Raw genomic sequence first — 18,070 nt, forward strand, 5'->3', positions numbered from 1 at the left:
CCGGGGGAGGGACAGGTTCACTCGTCCAGCCGTTACGCTGGACCCGTGGCAGTCGTCGATATTTCCGAAGAGCTGAAGTCCCTCTCCTCCACCATGGGGTCGATCGAGGCCGTCCTGGACCTGGACGCGCTGAGGGCCGACATCGCCGCGCTCGAGGAGCAGGCGGCGGCGCCGTCCCTCTGGGACGACCCGGAGGCGGCGCAGAAGATCACCAGCAAGCTTTCGCACCTCCAGGCCGAGGTCCGCAAGACCGAGGCCCTGCGCGGCCGCATCGACGACCTCGAAGTCCTCTTCGAGCTCGCCGAGGACGAGGGTGACGCCGACGCGCGCGCGGAGGCGGAGACCGAGCTGGAGTCCGTCCGCAAGGCGCTGGACGAGATGGAGGTCCGCACGCTCCTCTCCGGCGAGTACGACGCGCGCGAGGCCCTGGTCACCATCCGGGCCGAGGCGGGTGGCGTCGACGCCGCCGACTTCGCCGAGAAGCTCCAGCGCATGTACCTCCGCTGGGCCGAGCGTCACAACTACAAGACCGAGGTCTACGAGACGGCGTACGCCGAAGAGGCCGGCATCAAGTCGACCACCTTCGCGGTGGAGGTGCCGTACGCCTACGGCACGCTCTCCGTCGAGCAGGGCACCCATCGGCTCGTCCGGATCTCCCCGTTCGACAACCAGGGCCGCCGCCAGACGTCCTTCGCGGGTGTCGAGGTGCTGCCGGTGGTCGAGCAGACGGACCACGTCGAGATCGACGAGTCCGAGCTCCGCGTCGACGTGTACCGCTCCTCGGGCCCCGGCGGCCAGGGCGTCAACACCACGGACTCCGCGGTGCGCCTGACCCACCTGCCCACCGGCATCGTCGTCTCCTGCCAGAACGAGCGCTCGCAGATCCAGAACAAGGCGTCCGCGATGAACGTCCTCCAGGCGAAGCTCCTCGAGCGCCGCCGCCAGGAGGAGCAGGCGAAGATGAACGCGCTCAAGGGCGACGGCGGCAACTCCTGGGGCAACCAGATGCGTTCGTACGTCATCCACCCGTACCAGATGGTCAAGGACCTGCGTACGGAGTTCGAGATCGGTAACCCGGAGGCGGTCTTCAACGGCGAGATCGACGGCTTCATCGAGGCGGGAATCCGCTGGCGTAAGCAGAGCGAGAAGTAAGGGCAGCCGAAAGGCCGTCGGGCCCGGACAGGGTTTCCTGTCCGGGCCCACTCGCGTCTTCGGCTCGGTGGGAGCCCAGGGGAGTTGAGGGGAAGCTGTGGTGACTGAGTCACAGTCGTGATTCCGATTAGCCATCAAGTTCCCCCATAGCGGCCCTAATGCCCCCGGAACCGCCTTGACGTAATCCTTAACTCTGGACAGGGTGCTAGGGCAGCACGCTTATGTCTGGGACAGGTGTGATCGGGGGCGGGCGGGATGACCACGGTACGGCGTGGCCCTGCAGAACGAGTGACCCCGCAGGGCCGTGGACCGCATAAGGCTGCTCCATCGACGAGATCAGCTACTGGGGGTAGCAACAGATGACCAAGAAGACGCGAATCCGCGTCGCGCGGATAGCCGCTGGTGCGGTTATTGCCGCGGGTGCCTCGCTCACCGCGGCGGGCGCAGCACAGGCCTCCGTCATCGGCGACATTTTCGGTGTTGTCGAGGAGGCGACCGACCCGGCGGGGGATCCGACCAACCCGGGCGGGGACCCCACGGACCCGACCAACCCGGGCGGGGACCCGACGGACCCCACGGACCCGACGGACCCCACGGACCCGACGGACCCGACGGACCCGACGGACCCGACGGACCCGACGGACCCGACGGACCCGACGGACCCGACGGACCCCACGGACCCGACGGACCCCACGGACCCCACGGACCCGACCGAGCCGACGGACCCCACGGACCCGACCGAGCCGACGGACCCCACGGACCCGACCGAGCCGACGGACCCCACGGAGCCCACGGACCCGTCGGACCCGTCGAAGCCGTCGGACCCCTCGAAGCCGTCGGACCCGTCCTTCCCGGACGCCGGTGACAACACCGACACCGACAGCGTCGGCAACCAGCCGGTCGAGCAGAGCAAGGGCAAGGACGAGCTCGCCGAGACCGGTGCGGCCGAGACCACGTTCCTGCTGATCGGCGCCGCGACGATGATCGCCGGTGGCATCGGCTTCCGCATCCTGCCGCGTCTGGCCGGCGGCGGCCGCACGGCTGCCTGACGCCCGTCAGGGCATACTGAAGGGCCCGGGAGAGCCGACTGGCTTCTCCCGGGCCTTTCGCGTACCGCGACCGCTCCAGCGGCCGTACGTGCACGTTTCAGCCCCCGGACGGTGGGGGCCTGTGCCTCCGGCTCAGACGGCCTGGTGGGCCAGCAGTGCCAGTGCGGCCACCAGGATCACCATCAGCGCTATCAACATCGCCGGATTGAGCCCCGCGAAGGGTCCCTGGTCCTGCATCCGCTCCCGGCTCGCCCGGCAGACACGGCAACGGCCCTCGTTCACGGGCGCCGCGCAGTTCGCGCACACCAATCGGTCATAGGTCATGCGCATTCCTCCTCCCGCGCGGCGGGAGCCGCATTCGCGTTCTCTCCGCACAACGCTCCGGGCAACGCAACCGTTCCCCCTACCACTGTGCCAGCTCGTGGGGCTTTCGGCGCGGCCCGCCGGTCGACGTCCGGCACGCCCCGTTTCGTTCCCTACCGCTTTCCGTCACAAATCCCTCATTGCCGGACGCCGACTGCACGCGCTCACCTGGTTCGCGTATGGTCACGCTCACCTACCCCCGGCCGACCGTGGTGCATCCGTGATCCGATTCGACAACGTCTCCAAGACCTACCCGAAGCAGAGCCGTCCAGCTCTCCGGGACGTCTCACTCGACATCGAGAAGGGCGAGTTCATCTTCCTGGTGGGCTCCTCCGGCTCCGGCAAGTCCACCTTCATGCGGCTCATCCTCCGGGAGGAGCGCGCCAGTCAGGGCACGGTCCACGTGCTCGGCAAGGACCTCGCGCGGCTGTCCAACTGGAAGGTGCCGCAGATGCGCCGCCAACTGGGCACGGTCTTCCAGGACTTCCGACTCCTCCCCAACAAGACGGTCGCCCAGAACGTGGCCTTCGCGCAGGAGGTCATCGGCAAGCCGCGCGGAGAGATCCGCAAGGCGGTGCCGCAGGTCCTCGACCTCGTGGGTCTCGGGGGCAAGGAGGACCGGATGCCCGGTGAGCTCTCCGGTGGTGAGCAGCAACGTGTCGCGATCGCGCGGGCGTTCGTCAACCGCCCCATGCTGCTGATCGCGGACGAGCCGACCGGCAACCTCGACCCGCAGACCTCCGTGGGCATCATGAAGCTGCTGGACCGGATCAACCGGACCGGCACCACCGTGATCATGGCGACCCACGACCAGAACATCGTCGACCAGATGCGCAAGCGCGTCATCGAGCTCGAGCAGGGCCGTCTCGTACGTGACCAGGCGCGTGGCGTCTACGGCTACCAGCACTGAGCATCGAGTACTGAAAGGACGCCATGCGCGCCCAGTTCGTCCTGTCGGAGATCGGCGTCGGTCTTCGTCGTAACCTCACGATGACCTTCGCGGTCGTGGTCTCCGTCGCCCTCTCGCTCGCCCTGTTCGGCGGGGCGCTGTTGATGCGCGAGCAGGTCAGCTCGATGAAGACCTACTGGTACGACAAGGTCAACGTCTCGATCTTCCTCTGCAACAAGAACGACGCCAAGGACGTGCCCAAGTGCGCCAAGGGCGCCGTCACGGCGGAGCAGAAGAAGGAGATCAAGGCCGATCTCGAGAAGATGGACGCCGTCCAGAAGCCGGTCCTCTTCGAGACGGTCGACGAGGCGTACAAGCACTACCAGGAGCAGTTCGGCGACTCGCCGATGGCCGGCAACATCACGCCGGACCAGATGCAGGAGTCGTACCGGGTCAAGCTGAAGGATCCGACGAAGTACAAGGTGGTCGCGACGGCCTTCGCGGGCCGTGACGGGGTGCAGTCCGTCCAGGACCAACGAGGCCTCCTGGACAACCTCTTCGAGCTGATGAACGGCATGAACGTGGCCGCGGTCTTCCTGATGGGGCTGATGCTGGTCATCGCGCTGATGCTCATCGTGAACACCGTCCGTGTCTCGGCGTTCAGCCGGAGACGGGAGACGGGCATCATGCGGCTGGTGGGGGCCTCGGGCTTCTACATCCAGATGCCGTTCATCATGGAGGCCGCGTTCGCCGGTCTCATCGGCGGACTGCTCGCCTGCCTGATCCTGATCGGTGCGCGGTACTTCCTGATCGACGGCGGTCTCGCGCTCCAGGAGAAGCTGAATCTGATCGACTTCATCGGCTGGGAGGCGGTGCTCACGAAGCTTCCGCTGGTCATCGCGATCGGGTTGCTGATGCCTGCCGTTGCCGCTCTCTTCGCGTTGCGCAAGTACCTCAAGGTGTGACGAGCGCCCCGTCCCGCATGCGGCCGAACGAGCCGTGTGCGGACGGGGCGTTGTCCTACACTCGGCCTCATGCCGGGCCTTACTGACCATGTGACGCCCCGCGGTGTCCGCCGCGGGGCGGCCCTGACGTTGGTGTTCGCGAGCGTGCTGGCCACCGCCGCGGCCACCGGGTCCCTGCCTCGTGAGGACGACGCGGGCACGAGGACAGAAGCCCGTTCGGTGTCCTCGAGCGTGGGCTCCGTGGACCGTGAGGAGATCGCGGACGCGGTCGCCGACGCCCAGGCCGACGGGAAGTCCGGCACGGACGCCGCCGAGGACGTCGTCAGCCGCAGCGGGGACCGCTGGGGCGCGGTGTACGACGAGCGCGAGTACGAGGAATTCGAGCAGGCCCTCGACGGCTCGTACACTGGGGTGGGCATCTCCGCCCGCCGCTCGGCGCACGGCGAGGTCGCCGTGACCGGGGTCGAGCCCGGCGGTCCGGCGGACCTGGCCGGCGTACGCAAGGGCGACCTGCTGGACACCGTGGACGGCCGTACGGTCGGGAAGCGCCCCGTCGCCGAAGTGGTCGCGCTGCTGCGCGGGGACCGGACGAAGGCGGCCGAGGGCTCCTCCGTGGTCCTCGGGCTGAGGCGTGGCGCGCACTCCTGGACCACCACTCTGCACAGGGCCCGACTCAGCACGGACCCGGTGAGCGTCCGGCGTCTCGGACCCGAGCCCTCCTCCGCCGTACTGATCAAGGTCGACGCGTTCACCAAGGGCTCGGGCACCGCGGTCCGTGATGCCGTGGACGAGGCACCCGGGGACGCCGGGATCCTCCTGGACCTCCGGGCCAACGCCGGCGGTCTGGTGACCGAGGCCGTCACCGCCTCCTCCGCCTTCCTGGACGGCGGGCTCGTCGCCACGTACGACGTGCACGGTGAGCAGCGCGCCCTGTACGCCGAGCCCGGCGGCGACACCGACCGGCCGCTGGTCGTCCTGGTGGACGGCGGCACGATGAGCGCCGCCGAACTGCTGACGGGAGCGCTGCAGGACCGCGGGAGGGCGGTGACCGTCGGGTCACGCACCTTCGGCAAGGGCTCCGTGCAGATGCCCAGCAAGCTCCCTGGCGGTTCGGTGGCCGAGCTGACCGTCGGGCACTACCGCACTCCGGCGGGCCGCAGCGTCGAGGGAAGCGGCATCACGCCGGACGTCGGGGCGGGTCCGGAGGCCCAGGAGCGGGGCGAGACGGTATTGAGTGGCCTCGGGGGTGGGTCGTAGTGCGAAAATGACCGCACTATGGCCAAGGAAAAAGACACCGGGCGCAAGATGATTGCGCAGAACAAGAAGGCGCGGCACGACTACCACGTCCTCGACACCTACGAGTGCGGTCTCGTGCTGATGGGTACGGAGGTCAAGTCGCTGCGGATGGGCAGGGCGTCGCTGGTCGACGGCTTCGTCCAGATCGACGACGGAGAGGCGTGGCTGCACAACATCCACGTCCCGGAGTACGTGCAGGGCACCTGGACGAACCACGCGGCCAAGCGCAAGCGCAAGCTGCTCCTGCACCGGGCCGAGATCGACAAGCTCCAGTCCAAGTCGCAGGAGACGGGGCACACGATCGTGCCGCTCGCGCTGTACTTCAAGGACAGCCGCGTCAAGGTCGAGATCGCGCTCGCGAAGGGCAAGAAGGAGTACGACAAGCGCCAGACACTGCGTGAGAAGCAGGACACGCGGGAGACGAACCGTGCGATCTCGGCGGCCCGCCGGCGTCAGCGCAGCGCGTAGCCGAGCCCCGCGCCGGACGAGCCCGGGGCCCGCGCCCCGGATCCGCCGGAATACAGTGGCATCCGCGTGCGTTGGTCACGTACGATGGGCCGTGCACCTCACAGAAGGTGCGCGCATTTGAAAAAACAACATGGGGATGATCGGTTTCGACAGCGGATGTCGAAGCAGGGGAAGCGAGTCGAGGAAGCGGCAATGATCTCGTAAACCATATGTCGCAAACAATAATCGCCAATTCCAAGCGCGATTCCTCCGCCTTCGCCCTCGCTGCCTAATTAGCAGCTAAGCGAAGACTCTGCGGAGTGTCAGCCCGGGGTTGATCCCGACCCGGATCCTGGCATCAACTAGGGATCTAAACTTCTAAGCCCGGTCACGGGGCTTGGAAGGAAATCAAACAGTGACTGGGCCTGTCGGAGGCTTGTTCGCGTGACCTCCGGGGCCGAGAAAAGCGTAGCGAACTGCACTCGGAGAAGCCCTGGTTCCGCACCGTTGGACGCGGGTTCGATTCCCGCCATCTCCACCACCCCATGTAAGCCTCAGCCCCGCGAGTCCGCTCGCGGGGCTGAGGCTTTTTCGTGCACGCGATGGTCGAGGACGAGTGGGCGGACGCCGGTCTTCATGCGGGCGAACGGTCGCCCTGCGGTGTCCCGGTGCTCGGGTCTCGATGCCTGAGCTTCGAGGGCCGGAACGGGGCGGCTCACTCTTTCGTGGGTGCGTCGACAGGGCTGGGCCCGACGCTTGAGCTTCGGGATCCGGGGGCCATGGCCAGCAAGTATGACTCATTGCGACCGATGCGCAGCGCGGTGTCACGACTGCTTACGGTGCCCTCGACGAAGCGACCCCGACACGGTGCTAACCACACCGGCCGGGGTCTCACCCCAAGATCGAAGGAACCGATCTCGTGGCTGTCGAGAACCTTGGTCCCGCCCTGCCCGTGCCCGCAGCCTCGCGCCCGTACGCCCGAGCTCACCCCGGCTACGGCAAGCGCACCGCCCCGGACCAACGTCCGCCCCGCGCGGATGACTTCGCGCTGCTGCCGGAGCGGGAACGGTATGTCGCCGGGCACCTGCGGCGCGTCCGGTGCCAGGTCGTCGGCGAGGGCGGTCGGCGTGCTGATGGAGTGCACCGGATGCGGCGCACCCGGGCCGTCCGAAGCCCTTCCCGGCAGCCTCTGCCGCCCCTGCCGCACACCGGCTCCCGACGCTCCCGTGGAGTTACCCGCCCAGCGTGACGTACACGCCCTGGTCGCCGGCCTCCGCACACTCATGACGGCTCCCTGAGCCACCGGCGCCGCACCGTGTGCGCCGCCGCCGCGATAACCAGCGCCAGTGCCGCCGCGCACATCGGGGCCCCGTACCCGGTCGCCGTCCCGGCGTGCTCCACCAGCCAGCCGCCCGCCGCCGAACCCGCCGCTATGCCGCCCAGCATGGCGGTGACCGCGAGGGTCATGCCCTCGTTGAGCTGCGCCTGCGGGGTGAAGCGCTGGACCAGCGTCATGCCGGTGACCATGGTGGGCGCGGTGGCCGCTCCCGCCAGGAGCAGGCAGCCGGCCAGCACCGGCAGCGAGTCGGTCGTGGTCGCGGCCAGCAGGGGCAGTGACATCAGGGCCGTCATGCAGGCCAGGCAGAGCAGCAGTCTGCGGTGCACGTCCCCGGCGGGGCGCAGCGAGCCGTAGACCAGTCCAGCGGCGCAGGAACCGGCGGCCTGGAGGGCCAGGATCGCGCCCCCCGCGTGGGCGATGGAGACGACCTCCATCGATCCGAACACCGCCCCCGTGGCCAGGAAGACGATCAGCAGTGCCGGCATGCCGGGGTTGCGGAACGGGGACGTGGTGGCCGTCGTGCGCGGCGCCACCGGTGGTTCGGTCGCGCGCTGTGCGGCGAAGACCAGGACTCCGGTCATGAGCAGGACGGCGCCGGTGAGTGTGCCGGCTTCGGGGAAGAGAGCCCCGCACAGGGACGCGGCGAGGACGGGGCCGAGCATGAAGCACAGCTCGTCGGCGGCCTGTTCGAAGGAGTTCGCGGTGTGCAGGGCGGCCGGGTCCCCCCGGTGCAGATGGGCCCAGCGTGCCCGTGACATCCCGCCGGTGTTCGGGCTGGTGGCCGTCGCGGCGTACGCGGCGAAGAGGGTCCACACCGGTGCGTCGTGGTGCACGCAGAGCACCAGGGCCAGTGAGCCGAGCACCGCGATCGCCGTCGCGGGCACCGCGATCCTGGCCTGGCCGTGCCGGTCGACGAGCCGTGCGGTCCAGGGGGCGACCACGGCTGTCGCGGCCAGGCCGGTCGCGGTGACGGCACCCGCGAGGGCGTACGAACCGTGCGCCCCGGCGATCATGATGACGGCGCTGACGCTGAACATGCCCATGGGGAGCCGGGCGAGGAGGTTGCCCGCGGTGAAGGCGCGTGCGCCGGGGGTGGCCAGCAGTCGGATGTACGAACCCGAGCCGGACGGGGTGGCGGTGGGGCCGGGGGCGGCGGTTTCATGAGGCACGCGTCAACCCTCGGATCGAGAGGCCGACCCCGTCCAACACCTGATCCCCGCCCATTGACGCACTTCTGTTGTAATTTGGCGCCCATGCCGGCGTCCGACACCGATCCCCGACTCCTCCGCGGCTTCGTCGCCGTGGCCGAGGAGCTGCACTTCACCCGGGCCGCCGCCCGGCTCTACGTCGCCCAGCAGGCGCTGAGCCGGGACATCCGCCGACTGGAGCGCGAGCTGGGCCGGGAGCTCTTCGTCCGCACCACGCGGCAGGTGTCGCTCACCCAGGACGGGGAACGCCTCCTCCCGTACGCCCGCCGGGTGCTCGACGCCCACGCCGCTCTCTCCGCCGCTTTCGCGCACCCGGAGGACCGGCCGCTGCTGGTCGATCTGAACACCGACGGGATGACGGCGGCCCGGGTGCTGGCCCGGGCGCGGGAGCTCGCGCCCGAGTGCGAACTGATGGCTCGGTTCGAGAGCGGGCTGACCTGGGCGGCCGGTGAGGTGCTCGCCGGGCGGCTCGACGTCTCCTTCGGCCGTGCGGCCGGGCTCGCTCCCGCGGTGCTCGCCCAGCTCCACGTACAGCCGGTGCGGTACGAGCCGATGGCCGTTCTCCTGCCGCACGCTCATCCTCTGGCCGGGCGCGAGGAGGTCGGCGTGGGTGAACTGACCGGCGAAACCGTCTACGCAGGGGCAGGCAATACGCGCACGACCGAGTGGACGGATCTCGCGAGTCTGCTGTTCGCGGAGTGGGGCATCGTCCTGGCGCCACCGGCCCCGCTCGCCGTGGGAGTGGCCGAATTCCAGCGGGTCATGAAGAAGACCGGGAACCCCGTGCTCGCCGTCGCGGGCTTCCCGGCGCTGCCGGGGACGGTGCTGCGCCCGCTCGTACGGCCGGTGCCGCTGTCGCCTCTGCTGATGGTGTGGCGTAGGGGGCTGGACCACCCCGGACTGGCCGCACTGCGGGCGGCCGTTGCCGAATTCGCCACGTCGGAAGGATGGATGGTGCGGCCATCGACCTCGTGGCTACCGGAAGCCGATGCATCACTTATGGATCACTGTTCATGAGCAACAGCTGATACCGACCTCTGCGAGTCGTCGTCGTGCGCTACATTCAGGGCTCGATGCGCGGTGGCAGGTGGCGTGCGGACGGGGTGGGGGCCCGGTCCGATGGCAAGATTCCAGTCATTTTCCCGCACATCTGTTTCATTGAGTGGGGGAAGTGCGAACATCTGTGGACAATTGGCGCGAAGGTACCCGAACCGGGCACACGCATGAGCCGAACGACGTCACCGTCCAGCTGGACGGACTGGGGCGTCAGCTCTCCGAACTACCCGTTCAACCCGGCCCTCCCGATCCTTCCGACGGTCCGGTGTTCGTCGACGAGAGCGGGCGCCGCAGCAAGACGTACCGGCGGGTGGGCTGGGTCCTCGCCACGATCTGCGCCGTGTACGCGGTGACGCTCGTGGTCTCCGTGCTCGGCGGGAACTCCAGCGCCCCCTGGCTGCCGCTCTCCAGGCAGGAGGAGCACGGCTCGGAAGAGGTCGAGGTGCGGCCCGCCCCGAGTGACGAGGTGGTGTCCGAGAGCCCTGCGGCCACGCCCGGCGTCTCCGCCTCGCCCTCGGCCGCCGCCACCATCGCTCCCGCGGGCGGCCCCTCCACGTCCGGACCGGCCGGCCCCGGCGCGAGCGCCTCGGCCTCCGCGACCGGCAAGCCGCCCCAGGACACCACCTCTTCGGACCCCGCTCCCGACGACCCGGCCCCCGACGAGCCGACCGTGGAGCCGCCGGCGTCGGTCACCCCGAAGCCGCCCGTCGAGGAGAGTCCGACGACGTCCCCGGATCCCTCGGAATCACCGGTGCAACCACAAGAAGGCACTCAGTAGATGACAACCCCCGTTTCGCGGGGCAGGCACACCCGGAAGAAGAAGCGGACCGTCCTGCGCAGACTTCCCATGCGCTACCTGCTTCCGTCGCTCCTCCTTGTGGCCCTGCTCGCCATGCTCATGTTGCGCGGATACGTGCACAGCGAGATCCTCGCCGACCACCGCGTCCAGGCCCCCGCCCCCACCACCCAGGTGCCGGACGAGGTGCTCGACGGCGGCCCGGTCATAGACGCCCGCACGCCGGGCGGGGAAGCCGAGACGCTGCGGATACCGGACCACAAGATCGTCCTGACCTTCGACGACGGCCCCGACCCGGTCTGGACCCCACGGGTCCTGGACGAGCTCGAGAAGCACGACGCGCACGGCGTCTTCTTCGTCACCGGCACCATGGCCTCGCGCTACCCCGACCTCGTGCAGCGGATGGTCGACGAGGGGCACGAGATCGGGCTCCACACCTTCAACCACCCCGACCTCTCGTTCCAGACCACCAGCCGCATCGACTGGGAGCTCTCCCAGAACCAGCTGGTGCTGGCGGGCGCGGCCGGCATCCGCACCTCGCTGTTCCGGCCGCCGTACTCCTCGTTCTCCGAGGCCATGGACAACAAGTCCTGGCCCGTCACGCAGTACATCGGCAGCCGCGGCTACCTCACGGTCGTGAACAACACCGACAGCGAGGACTGGAAGCGCCCCGGCGTGGACGCGATCATCGAGCGCGCCACGCCCGAGCACGGCGACGGCGCCGTCATCCTGATGCACGACTCCGGCGGCGACCGGTCCCAGACCGTGGCCGCCCTGGCGAAGTTCCTGCCGCAGATGCAGGAGCGTGGCTACGAGTTCACCCATCTGACCTCGGCGCTCGGCGCCCCCAGCGCGCACACCCCGGTCACCGGGTTCGCACTCTGGAAGGGCAAGGCGTTCGTAGGAGCGGTGGAGATCTCCGAGCACGTCACCGGCGTCCTGGTGGTCGGCCTCGCGGTCATCGGCGTCCTGGTCATGGTCCGCTTCGGGCTGATGCTGCTGCTCTCCTTCCTGCACGCCAGGAAGGTCCGCCGCAAGGGCTTCAGCTGGGGCGATCCGTTCACCCGGCCCGTGTCGGTCCTCGTGCCCGCGTACAACGAACGCGAGTGCATCGAGGCCACCGTGAGGTCGCTGGTGGCCAGTGACTATCCGATCGAGGTCGTCGTCATCGACGACGGTTCGACGGACGGCACGGCCGACCTCGTCGAAGCGATGCGGATCCCGAACGTCCGGGTCGTGCGCCAGCGCAACGCCGGCAAGCCCGCAGCCCTCAACAACGGCATCGCGCACGCCCGTTACGACATCGTCGTGATGATGGACGGCGACACGGTCTTCGAACCGTCCACCGTGCGCGAGCTCGTCCAGCCGTTCGCCGACCCCCGGGTCGGAGCGGTCGCGGGCAACGCCAAGGTGGGCAACCGCGACTCCCTGATCGGCGCCTGGCAGCACATCGAATACGTGATGGGCTTCAACCTCGACCGCAGGATGTACGACCTCCTGGGTTGCATGCCCACCATCCCCGGTGCGGTCGGCGCCTTCCGCCGTGACGCGCTGGACCGGATCGGCGGCATGAGCGAGGACACCCTCGCCGAGGACACCGACGTCACCATGGGGCTGCACCGCGACGGCTGGCGCGTCGTCTACGCCGAGAACGCCCGGGCCTGGACGGAGGCCCCGGAGTCCGTGCAGCAGCTGTGGTCGCAGCGCTACCGGTGGTCGTACGGCACGATGCAGGCCATCTGGAAGCACCGCCGCGCGGTCGTCGAGCGGGGCCCCTCGGGCCGCTTCGGGCGGGTGGGCCTGCCGTTCGTCTCCCTGTTCATGGTCGTCGCCCCGCTCCTGGCACCCCTCATCGACGTCTTCCTGCTGTACGGACTGGTCTTCGGCCCCACGGGGAAGACGGTCGCGGCCTGGTTCGGGGTCCTGCTGGTGCAGGCCGTCTGCGCCGCGTACGCCTTCCGGCTGGACCGGGAGCGCATGACCCATCTGATCTCGCTGCCGCTCCAGCAGATCCTGTACCGGCAGCTGATGTACGTCGTGCTGCTCCAGTCCTGGATCACCGCTCTCACCGGTGGCCGACTGCGCTGGCAGAAGCTGCGGCGCACCGGCGTGGTGGAGGCGCCGGGCGGTACTCCGGCCCGTCGCAAGGACACGGACAAGGACCGGAGGCCGGTGGCATGACCTACCCCGACGCCGCGCACACCACCCCGCCGTCCGCCACCGTGCCCGCCCCGGCGGCATATCCGGTACGGGTCCCCGCGGCCCCGGAAGCCGCCGGGACCCCCGCGCCCCGCGCCGAGCCCGGACGTGACCGCTATCTCGACCTGCTCAGGGCCGTGGCCCTGGTCCGTGTCGTCGTCTTCCACCTGTTCGGCTGGGCCTGGCTGACCGTCATCTTCCCGTCCATGGGCGTGATGTTCGCCCTGGCCGGTTCGCTGATGGCCCGCTCGCTGGCCCGGCCCGCGGGAAGCGTGATCCGCGGTCGGCTGCGCCGGCTGCTCCCCCCGATGTGGGCGTTCTCGCTCGTCGTCGTGCCGGTGATGTTCGCGCTGAGCTGGAAGCCCGTCCGGGAGGAGGGGCTGTGGTGGTTCGTCGAGCTCGGCAGCTACCTCTTCCCGATCGGCTCGCCCCCCTACCCCGAGGAGAGCGGCTCGCCGGGCGGATGGTTGGAGCTGACCTGGGCGGACCAGGCGGCCGGACCGCTCTGGTACATCCGGGCCTACCTCTGGTTCGTGCTCGCCTCGCCGCTGCTGCTCAAGGCGTTCCGTAGGCTGCCGTGGGTCACGCTGCTCGCCCCGATCGCCCTCACCGCCGTGATCGGCACCGGGCTGGTGACGGTTCCCGGCACCTTCGGTGAGGGGCTCGTCGACTTCGCCGTGTTCGGTTCCTGCTGGATCCTGGGCTTCGCCCACACCGACGGTCTGCTGAAGGAGATCCCGCGCTACCTGCTGGTCTCGTCCGCCGCGATCGTCATGGGCTTCGGCCTGTGGTGGGCGTCCGGGCACCTCACCGAGGAGGGCTGGAACCTGGACGAGATCCCGCTCGCCCAGGCCACCTGGTCCCTCGGCTTCTGCGCGATCCTCCTGGTCTACGCCCCGTCCTGGCAGAAGCTCCCCGGCAGGCTCGCCGGCTGGGACAGCCTGATCACGCTGGCCAACAACAGGGCCGTGACGATCTATCTGTGGCACAACCTGCTGCTGATGGCCGCCGCGCACCTCGTGGAGGGCCTCTGGTCCGTCCCGTGGTTCGGAGACACGTTCGACACGTACATCGAGAAGTCGTACGACGGGCTGCTCCTGATCGCGATCTGGCCGCTGACCGGCCTCGCGATCCTGGCGTTCGGCTGGGTCGAGGACGTCGCCGCCAAACGCCGCCCCCGCCTGTGGCCGAACGGGGCGGACCGCAGGCGCCGGGCCTGACCGGCGCCACGGGGGTGCGGCCGATGCGGCTCACCGCACCCCCGGCAGCCGAGTGAGAGCAAGGTTGCGCACCGGTCACCTCACGGCACCGCACCGAAACGCGGACTCCCTAGCGTCGGCAGGACAACACCCCGACCCCTGTGGAGGCGCGTGATGGCCGGTCGTTGGATCGAGCAGTGGGAGCCGGAGGACGAGACCTTCTGGCGAGAGACGGGCGAGAAGACCGCCCGGCGGAACCTGTGGTTCTCCGTGCTCTCGGAGCACATCGGATTCTCGATCTGGTCCCTGTGGTCCGTGATGGTGCTCTTCATGGGGCCGGAGTACGGAATCGACCCGGCCGGGAAGTTCTTCCTGATCTCCACGGCCACCCTGGTCGGCGCCATCGTCCGGGTGCCGTACACCTTCGCGGTCGCACTGTTCGGCGGGCGGAACTGGACCATCTTCAGCGCGCTGTCGCTCCTGGTGCCGACCGTCGCCGCGCTCTGGGTGATGGAGCCGGGCACCTCGTACAGCACATTCCTCGTCGTCGCCGCGCTCACCGGCATCGGCGGCGGCAACTTCGCCTCGTCGATGACCAACATCAACGCCTTCTTCCCGCTGCGCAAGAAGGGCTGGGCGCTCGGGCTGAACGCGGGCGGCGGCAACATCGGCGTACCGGTCGTCCAGCTCATCGGCCTGCTGGTGATCGGTACGGCCGGCGCCGCGCACCCGCGGATCGTGCTCGGGGTGTACGTACCGCTGATCGTCGTCGCCGCGCTGGGCGCCGCGCTCAAGATGGACAACCTCCGGCCCGTCCAGAACGACACCGGGGCGGCGCTCCAGGCCGTACGCGAACCGCACACCTGGATCATGTCGGTGCTCTACATCGGCACCTTCGGCTCGTTCATCGGCTACAGCTTCGCCTTCGGACTCGTCCTGCAGACCCAGTTCGGCCGGACTCCGCTGCAGGCCGCCTCGCTCACCTTCATCGGGCCGCTGCTCGGCTCCCTCATCCGGCCCGCGGGCGGCTGGCTCGCCGACCGGTACGGCGGCGCCCGGATCACCCTGTGGAACTTCGCGGCCATGGCGGCGGCGACCGGTGTCGTCGTGTACGCCTCCGGGATCGAGTCGCTGCCGGTCTTCCTCGTCGGCTTCATCGCGCTGTTCGTGCTGACGGGCCTGGGCAACGGTTCGACGTTCAAGATGATCCCGGGCATCTTCCACGCCCAGGGCCTCGCCAAGGGACTGCGCGGCGAGGAGGCCGCGGCGTACGGGCGGCGGCTCTCCGGCGCGGCCATGGGACTCATCGGCGCGATCGGCGCGCTGGGCGGTCTCGCGATCAACCTCGCGTTCCGTCAGTCCTTCGCGACCTCGGGCGCCGGGACGGCCGCCTTCTGGTGCTTCCTCGGCTTCTACGCCGTCTGCTTCACCCTCACGTGGGCGGTATACCTTCGGCGTACCGAAGCGGTGGCCGCGAAGCCCCAGCTCAGCTATGCCGAGGTGTGACGGTGACCACAGCGCGTCGCACGACGTAACGGGCGGGAAATACAAGAGAACCGAGACTGTCACGCAGGGTTGACAGTCTCGGTCCTCCGCATTCATCGAGCACCAGCGGGACGAGAGCCGGGTATCACGCCATGCACGACGACGACGCACAGCACGGGCCCCTGGCGGGCTTCACGGTCGGGGTGACCGCAGCCCGTCGCGCCGAGGAGCTCGGGACGCTCCTCACGCGCAGGGGCGCCGCGGTCCTGCACGCGCCCGCACTGCGGATCGTGCCGCTCGCGGACGACAGCGAACTCCTCGCCGCCACCAAGGAACTGATCGACGACGCCCCCGACGTCGTGATCGCGACCACCGCCATCGGATTCAGGGGCTGGGTCGAGGCGGCCGACGGCTGGGGCATCGGCGACCGGCTCCTGGGACTGTTGCGCGGCATAGAGCTGTTGGCCCGTGGCCCCAAGGTCAAGGGCGCCATCCGGGCGGCCGGGCTCACCGAGGCGTGGTCGCCGCAGTCGGAGTCGATGGCCGAGGTGCTGGACCGGCTGCTGGGCGAGGGCGTCGAGGGGCGCCGGATCGCCCTCCAGCTGCACGGCGAACCCCTGCCCGGTTTCGTCGAGTCGCTCCGCGCGGCGGGCGCCGAAGTCGTCGGCGTACCCGTCTACCGGTGGATGCCCCCGGAGGACATCGCCCCGCTCGACCGCATGCTCGACCTCACCGTCGCGCGGGGGCTGGACGCCCTCACCTTCACCAGCGCTCCCGCCGCCGCCTCCTACCTGAACCGGGCGGAGACCCGCGGCCTGCTCCCCGAGGTGCTGTCCGCCCTCAGCCATGACGTGGTCACCGCCTGCGTCGGGCCGGTCACGGCCCTGCCCCTGCAGGCCAAGGGCATCGACACCGTCCAGCCGGAACGCTTCCGGCTGGGCCCGCTCGTCCAGGTGCTCTGCGCCCAACTGCCCGCCCGGGCGCGTACGCTCCCCGTCGCGGGCCACCTGGTCGAGATCCGGGGCCACGCCGTGCTGGTCGACAACGCCCTGCGCCCGGTTCCCCCGGCCGGCATGGCCCTGCTGCACGCGCTGGCCCGTAAGCCGGGCTGGGTCGTCTCCCGCGCCGACCTGCTGCGGGCGCTGCCCGGAAGCGGCTCCGACGAGCACGCCGTGGAGACGGCGATGGCACGGCTGCGCACGGCTCTGGGGGTGCCGCGGCTGATCCAGACGGTCGTCAAGCGGGGCTACCGGCTGGCGCTGGACCCCTCTGCGGACACCAAGTACGACGCCTCCTGACCGGCCGCTACGGTCAGGGGATGATCGATGACGTCCATGGCCTGACCGACGGGGTCCGGCTGAGGCCCGTGACCCTCGACGACGCCGAGTCCTTCGCCGAGGCCCTGACCCGCAGCCGCGCGTACATGCGCCGCTGGGAGCCCGTGCGCCCCGAGCACTTCTTCACACCGCAAGGGCAGCTCCAGCGGCTGACGGGCCTGTTGGCGGACCGGGACGCGGGGCGTGCGATGCCCTGGGCGCTGGCCGACGAGGAGGACCGGGTCGTCGGAGCGGTGACGCTCGCCTCCATCGAGCGCGGGCCGTTCCGCAACGCCCGGCTCGGCTACTGGACCGACGTGGACCGGGCGGGCCGCGGGCTGGCCACGGCCGCCGTCACCCGGGTCTGCGAAGCGGCACGGGACGACCTGGGCCTGCACCGGGTCGAAGCGGGGACGGTCCTGGACAACGAGGCCTCGCAACGGGTACTGGCGAAGTGCGGATTCGAGCGCTACGGCACGGCGCCGCGCTATCTCCACATCAACGGCGCGTGGCAGGACCACCGGTTGTTCCAGCGCATCCTGCACGACGGCCTGCCGCAGGGCTGAGCACGGCGCACGAGGGGTTCCGGGCCGGGCCGGACACGGGCACTCTGGAAGGTGACTCGATCCCCACCGAGTACCCCGAGGCGGTGACAGGCACATGGCAGCGGGAACGGGCCTGCACGGACGGCGGTTCGACCCCGGTCGTGTCTGTCTGGCCCTGGTGGCGACCGGGCCCGAGGTCTCCGGCGCGTGCGAACAGCTCGACTCCCCGGCGCGTCTCGCCGCATGGCTGGTGGCCGCGCGCCTGGTCCCGCCCGGGACGCCGCTGGCGGCCGTCGACGACACCTGGGTGGCGCGCTTCCGGCAGCTGCGTACGGGCATCGACGGGCTGATCTCCGCCCAGCTGACGGGAGAGGTCGCCGACCGTGCGCTGGAGCGGGTCAACGCCCTGGCGGCGGGCGCCCCGCCGGGCCTGCGGGCCGTGCGGGGGCGGAGCGGCGCGCTCGTACGGGCGCTGAGTGCCGATCCGGTGTGCGGCGCACTGCTCGCGGTGGTGGCCCGGGACACCGTGGACCTGCTGACGGACCCGGTCGCGCGGGCGGGGCTGCGGCGGTGCGAGGGCGATGCCTGCCGGCGGCTCTACCTGGACACCTCGCGGGGGAGACGGCGCCGCTGGTGCTCCAGCGAGGTCTGCGGCAACCGGGAGCGGGTGGCCCGGCACCGGGCCCGTGTGAAGGCCGTGCCGTGAGAGCTCGGCGCCCGTGGACGTCATGAGCTCATGACGCGCTCGGACCCACCCGAAACGTGA

The 18,070-nt window shown here is 70.0% G+C and carries 16 protein-coding genes and 1 other RNA gene; 15 read left to right on the plus strand and 2 right to left on the minus strand.

Features of this window, described 5'->3' with window-relative positions:
* The first annotated feature begins 45 nt into the window (after positions 1 to 45).
* Positions 46 to 1,152, plus strand: coding sequence for a peptide chain release factor 2 (prfB, locus tag ACFYSH_RS18780; protein WP_359471426.1), 1,107 nt, complete (start codon positions 46 to 48; stop codon positions 1,150 to 1,152).
* A gap of 359 nt (positions 1,153 to 1,511) precedes the next feature.
* A complete protein-coding gene (locus ACFYSH_RS18785) occupies positions 1,512 to 2,201 on the plus strand; it encodes an LPXTG cell wall anchor domain-containing protein (RefSeq protein WP_388753744.1) in 690 nt (229 codons plus the stop codon).
* Between the two features lie 132 nt (positions 2,202 to 2,333).
* On the opposite strand, the gene ACFYSH_RS18790 is transcribed toward ACFYSH_RS18785, so the two are convergent.
* The gene (locus ACFYSH_RS18790) at positions 2,334 to 2,525 is read right to left on the minus strand and encodes a hypothetical protein (RefSeq protein WP_033299438.1); all 192 of its coding nucleotides are present in this window, start codon (positions 2,523 to 2,525) and stop codon (positions 2,334 to 2,336) included.
* 259 nt (positions 2,526 to 2,784) lie between these two features.
* Here ACFYSH_RS18790 and ftsE point away from each other — a divergent pair, with 259 nt between their 5' ends.
* From ftsE to ssrA, 5 genes are all read left to right on the plus strand, one after another.
* Complete coding sequence (gene ftsE, locus ACFYSH_RS18795) at positions 2,785 to 3,474, plus strand: cell division ATP-binding protein FtsE (RefSeq protein WP_359471421.1); 690 nt, start codon at positions 2,785 to 2,787, stop codon at positions 3,472 to 3,474.
* 23 nt (positions 3,475 to 3,497) lie between these two features.
* Positions 3,498 to 4,418, plus strand: coding sequence for a permease-like cell division protein FtsX (gene ftsX, locus ACFYSH_RS18800; protein WP_359471419.1), 921 nt, complete (start codon positions 3,498 to 3,500; stop codon positions 4,416 to 4,418).
* Between the two features lie 69 nt (positions 4,419 to 4,487).
* Positions 4,488 to 5,675 carry a S41 family peptidase gene (locus ACFYSH_RS18805; protein WP_359471417.1) on the plus strand — a complete coding sequence of 396 codons (1,188 nt, stop codon included), beginning with the start codon at positions 4,488 to 4,490 and terminating at the stop codon, positions 5,673 to 5,675.
* Positions 5,676 to 5,693: 18 nt separating this feature from the next.
* Complete coding sequence (smpB, locus tag ACFYSH_RS18810; protein WP_359471415.1) at positions 5,694 to 6,182, plus strand: SsrA-binding protein SmpB; 489 nt, start codon at positions 5,694 to 5,696, stop codon at positions 6,180 to 6,182.
* Positions 6,183 to 6,314: 132 nt separating this feature from the next.
* Positions 6,315 to 6,702: a transfer-messenger RNA gene (ssrA, locus tag ACFYSH_RS18815) on the plus strand.
* Positions 6,703 to 7,442: 740 nt separating this feature from the next.
* Here the strand turns inward: ssrA and ACFYSH_RS18820 are convergent.
* The gene (locus ACFYSH_RS18820; protein ID WP_388753750.1) at positions 7,443 to 8,669 is read right to left on the minus strand and encodes an MFS transporter; all 1,227 of its coding nucleotides are present in this window, start codon (positions 8,667 to 8,669) and stop codon (positions 7,443 to 7,445) included.
* Positions 8,670 to 8,753: 84 nt separating this feature from the next.
* Here ACFYSH_RS18820 and ACFYSH_RS18825 point away from each other — a divergent pair, with 84 nt between their 5' ends.
* The 8 genes from ACFYSH_RS18825 (at position 8,754) to ACFYSH_RS18860 (ending at position 18,010) form a co-directional block, all read left to right on the plus strand.
* Positions 8,754 to 9,725, plus strand: coding sequence for a LysR family transcriptional regulator (locus tag ACFYSH_RS18825; protein ID WP_388753753.1), 972 nt, complete (start codon positions 8,754 to 8,756; stop codon positions 9,723 to 9,725).
* Between the two features lie 166 nt (positions 9,726 to 9,891).
* On the plus strand, positions 9,892 to 10,542 hold the full coding sequence (locus ACFYSH_RS18830; RefSeq protein ID WP_388753755.1) for a hypothetical protein: 651 nt from the start codon (positions 9,892 to 9,894) through the stop codon (positions 10,540 to 10,542).
* Entirely contained in the window at positions 10,543 to 12,741 is a 2,199-nt protein-coding gene (locus ACFYSH_RS18835) for a glycosyltransferase (protein ID WP_388753757.1), read from the plus strand.
* On the plus strand, positions 12,738 to 13,979 hold the full coding sequence (locus tag ACFYSH_RS18840) for an acyltransferase (RefSeq protein ID WP_359471407.1): 1,242 nt from the start codon (positions 12,738 to 12,740) through the stop codon (positions 13,977 to 13,979). Before ACFYSH_RS18835 ends, ACFYSH_RS18840 begins: the two co-directional genes overlap by 4 nt.
* Positions 13,980 to 14,132: 153 nt before the next feature.
* Positions 14,133 to 15,464 carry a nitrate/nitrite transporter gene (locus tag ACFYSH_RS18845; protein WP_359471405.1) on the plus strand — a complete coding sequence of 444 codons (1,332 nt, stop codon included), beginning with the start codon at positions 14,133 to 14,135 and terminating at the stop codon, positions 15,462 to 15,464.
* A 131-nt stretch (positions 15,465 to 15,595) separates the two neighbouring features.
* On the plus strand, positions 15,596 to 16,741 hold the full coding sequence (locus ACFYSH_RS18850) for a uroporphyrinogen-III synthase (protein ID WP_359471403.1): 1,146 nt from the start codon (positions 15,596 to 15,598) through the stop codon (positions 16,739 to 16,741).
* Between the two features lie 20 nt (positions 16,742 to 16,761).
* Positions 16,762 to 17,325: a GNAT family protein gene (locus tag ACFYSH_RS18855; RefSeq protein ID WP_359471401.1), complete on the plus strand. Its 564-nt coding sequence runs from the start codon at positions 16,762 to 16,764 to the stop codon at positions 17,323 to 17,325.
* A 94-nt stretch (positions 17,326 to 17,419) separates the two neighbouring features.
* Positions 17,420 to 18,010, plus strand: coding sequence for a CGNR zinc finger domain-containing protein (locus ACFYSH_RS18860; RefSeq protein WP_388753762.1), 591 nt, complete (start codon positions 17,420 to 17,422; stop codon positions 18,008 to 18,010).
* Positions 18,011 to 18,070: the final 60 nt, after the last annotated feature.

This window comes from Streptomyces sp. NPDC005791, assembly GCF_042871485.1.
Lineage (GTDB): Bacteria > Actinomycetota > Actinomycetes > Streptomycetales > Streptomycetaceae > Streptomyces.

Coding starts and splice junctions, on each gene's coding strand:
- ACFYSH_RS18825 (WP_388753753.1), top strand. CDS start 8,754: ATGCCGGCGTCCGACACCGATCCCCGACTCCTCCGCGGCTTCGTCGCC.
- ACFYSH_RS18785 (WP_388753744.1), top strand. CDS start 1,512: ATGACCAAGAAGACGCGAATCCGCGTCGCGCGGATAGCCGCTGGTGCG.
- ACFYSH_RS18835 (WP_388753757.1), top strand. CDS start 10,543: ATGACAACCCCCGTTTCGCGGGGCAGGCACACCCGGAAGAAGAAGCGG.
- ACFYSH_RS18790 (WP_033299438.1), bottom strand. CDS start 2,525: ATGACCTATGACCGATTGGTGTGCGCGAACTGCGCGGCGCCCGTGAAC.
- smpB (WP_359471415.1), top strand. CDS start 5,694: ATGGCCAAGGAAAAAGACACCGGGCGCAAGATGATTGCGCAGAACAAG.
- ACFYSH_RS18840 (WP_359471407.1), top strand. CDS start 12,738: ATGACCTACCCCGACGCCGCGCACACCACCCCGCCGTCCGCCACCGTG.
- ACFYSH_RS18855 (WP_359471401.1), top strand. CDS start 16,762: ATGATCGATGACGTCCATGGCCTGACCGACGGGGTCCGGCTGAGGCCC.
- ACFYSH_RS18860 (WP_388753762.1), top strand. CDS start 17,420: ATGGCAGCGGGAACGGGCCTGCACGGACGGCGGTTCGACCCCGGTCGT.
- ACFYSH_RS18845 (WP_359471405.1), top strand. CDS start 14,133: ATGGCCGGTCGTTGGATCGAGCAGTGGGAGCCGGAGGACGAGACCTTC.
- ftsX (WP_359471419.1), top strand. CDS start 3,498: ATGCGCGCCCAGTTCGTCCTGTCGGAGATCGGCGTCGGTCTTCGTCGT.
- ACFYSH_RS18805 (WP_359471417.1), top strand. CDS start 4,488: ATGCCGGGCCTTACTGACCATGTGACGCCCCGCGGTGTCCGCCGCGGG.
- ACFYSH_RS18850 (WP_359471403.1), top strand. CDS start 15,596: ATGCACGACGACGACGCACAGCACGGGCCCCTGGCGGGCTTCACGGTC.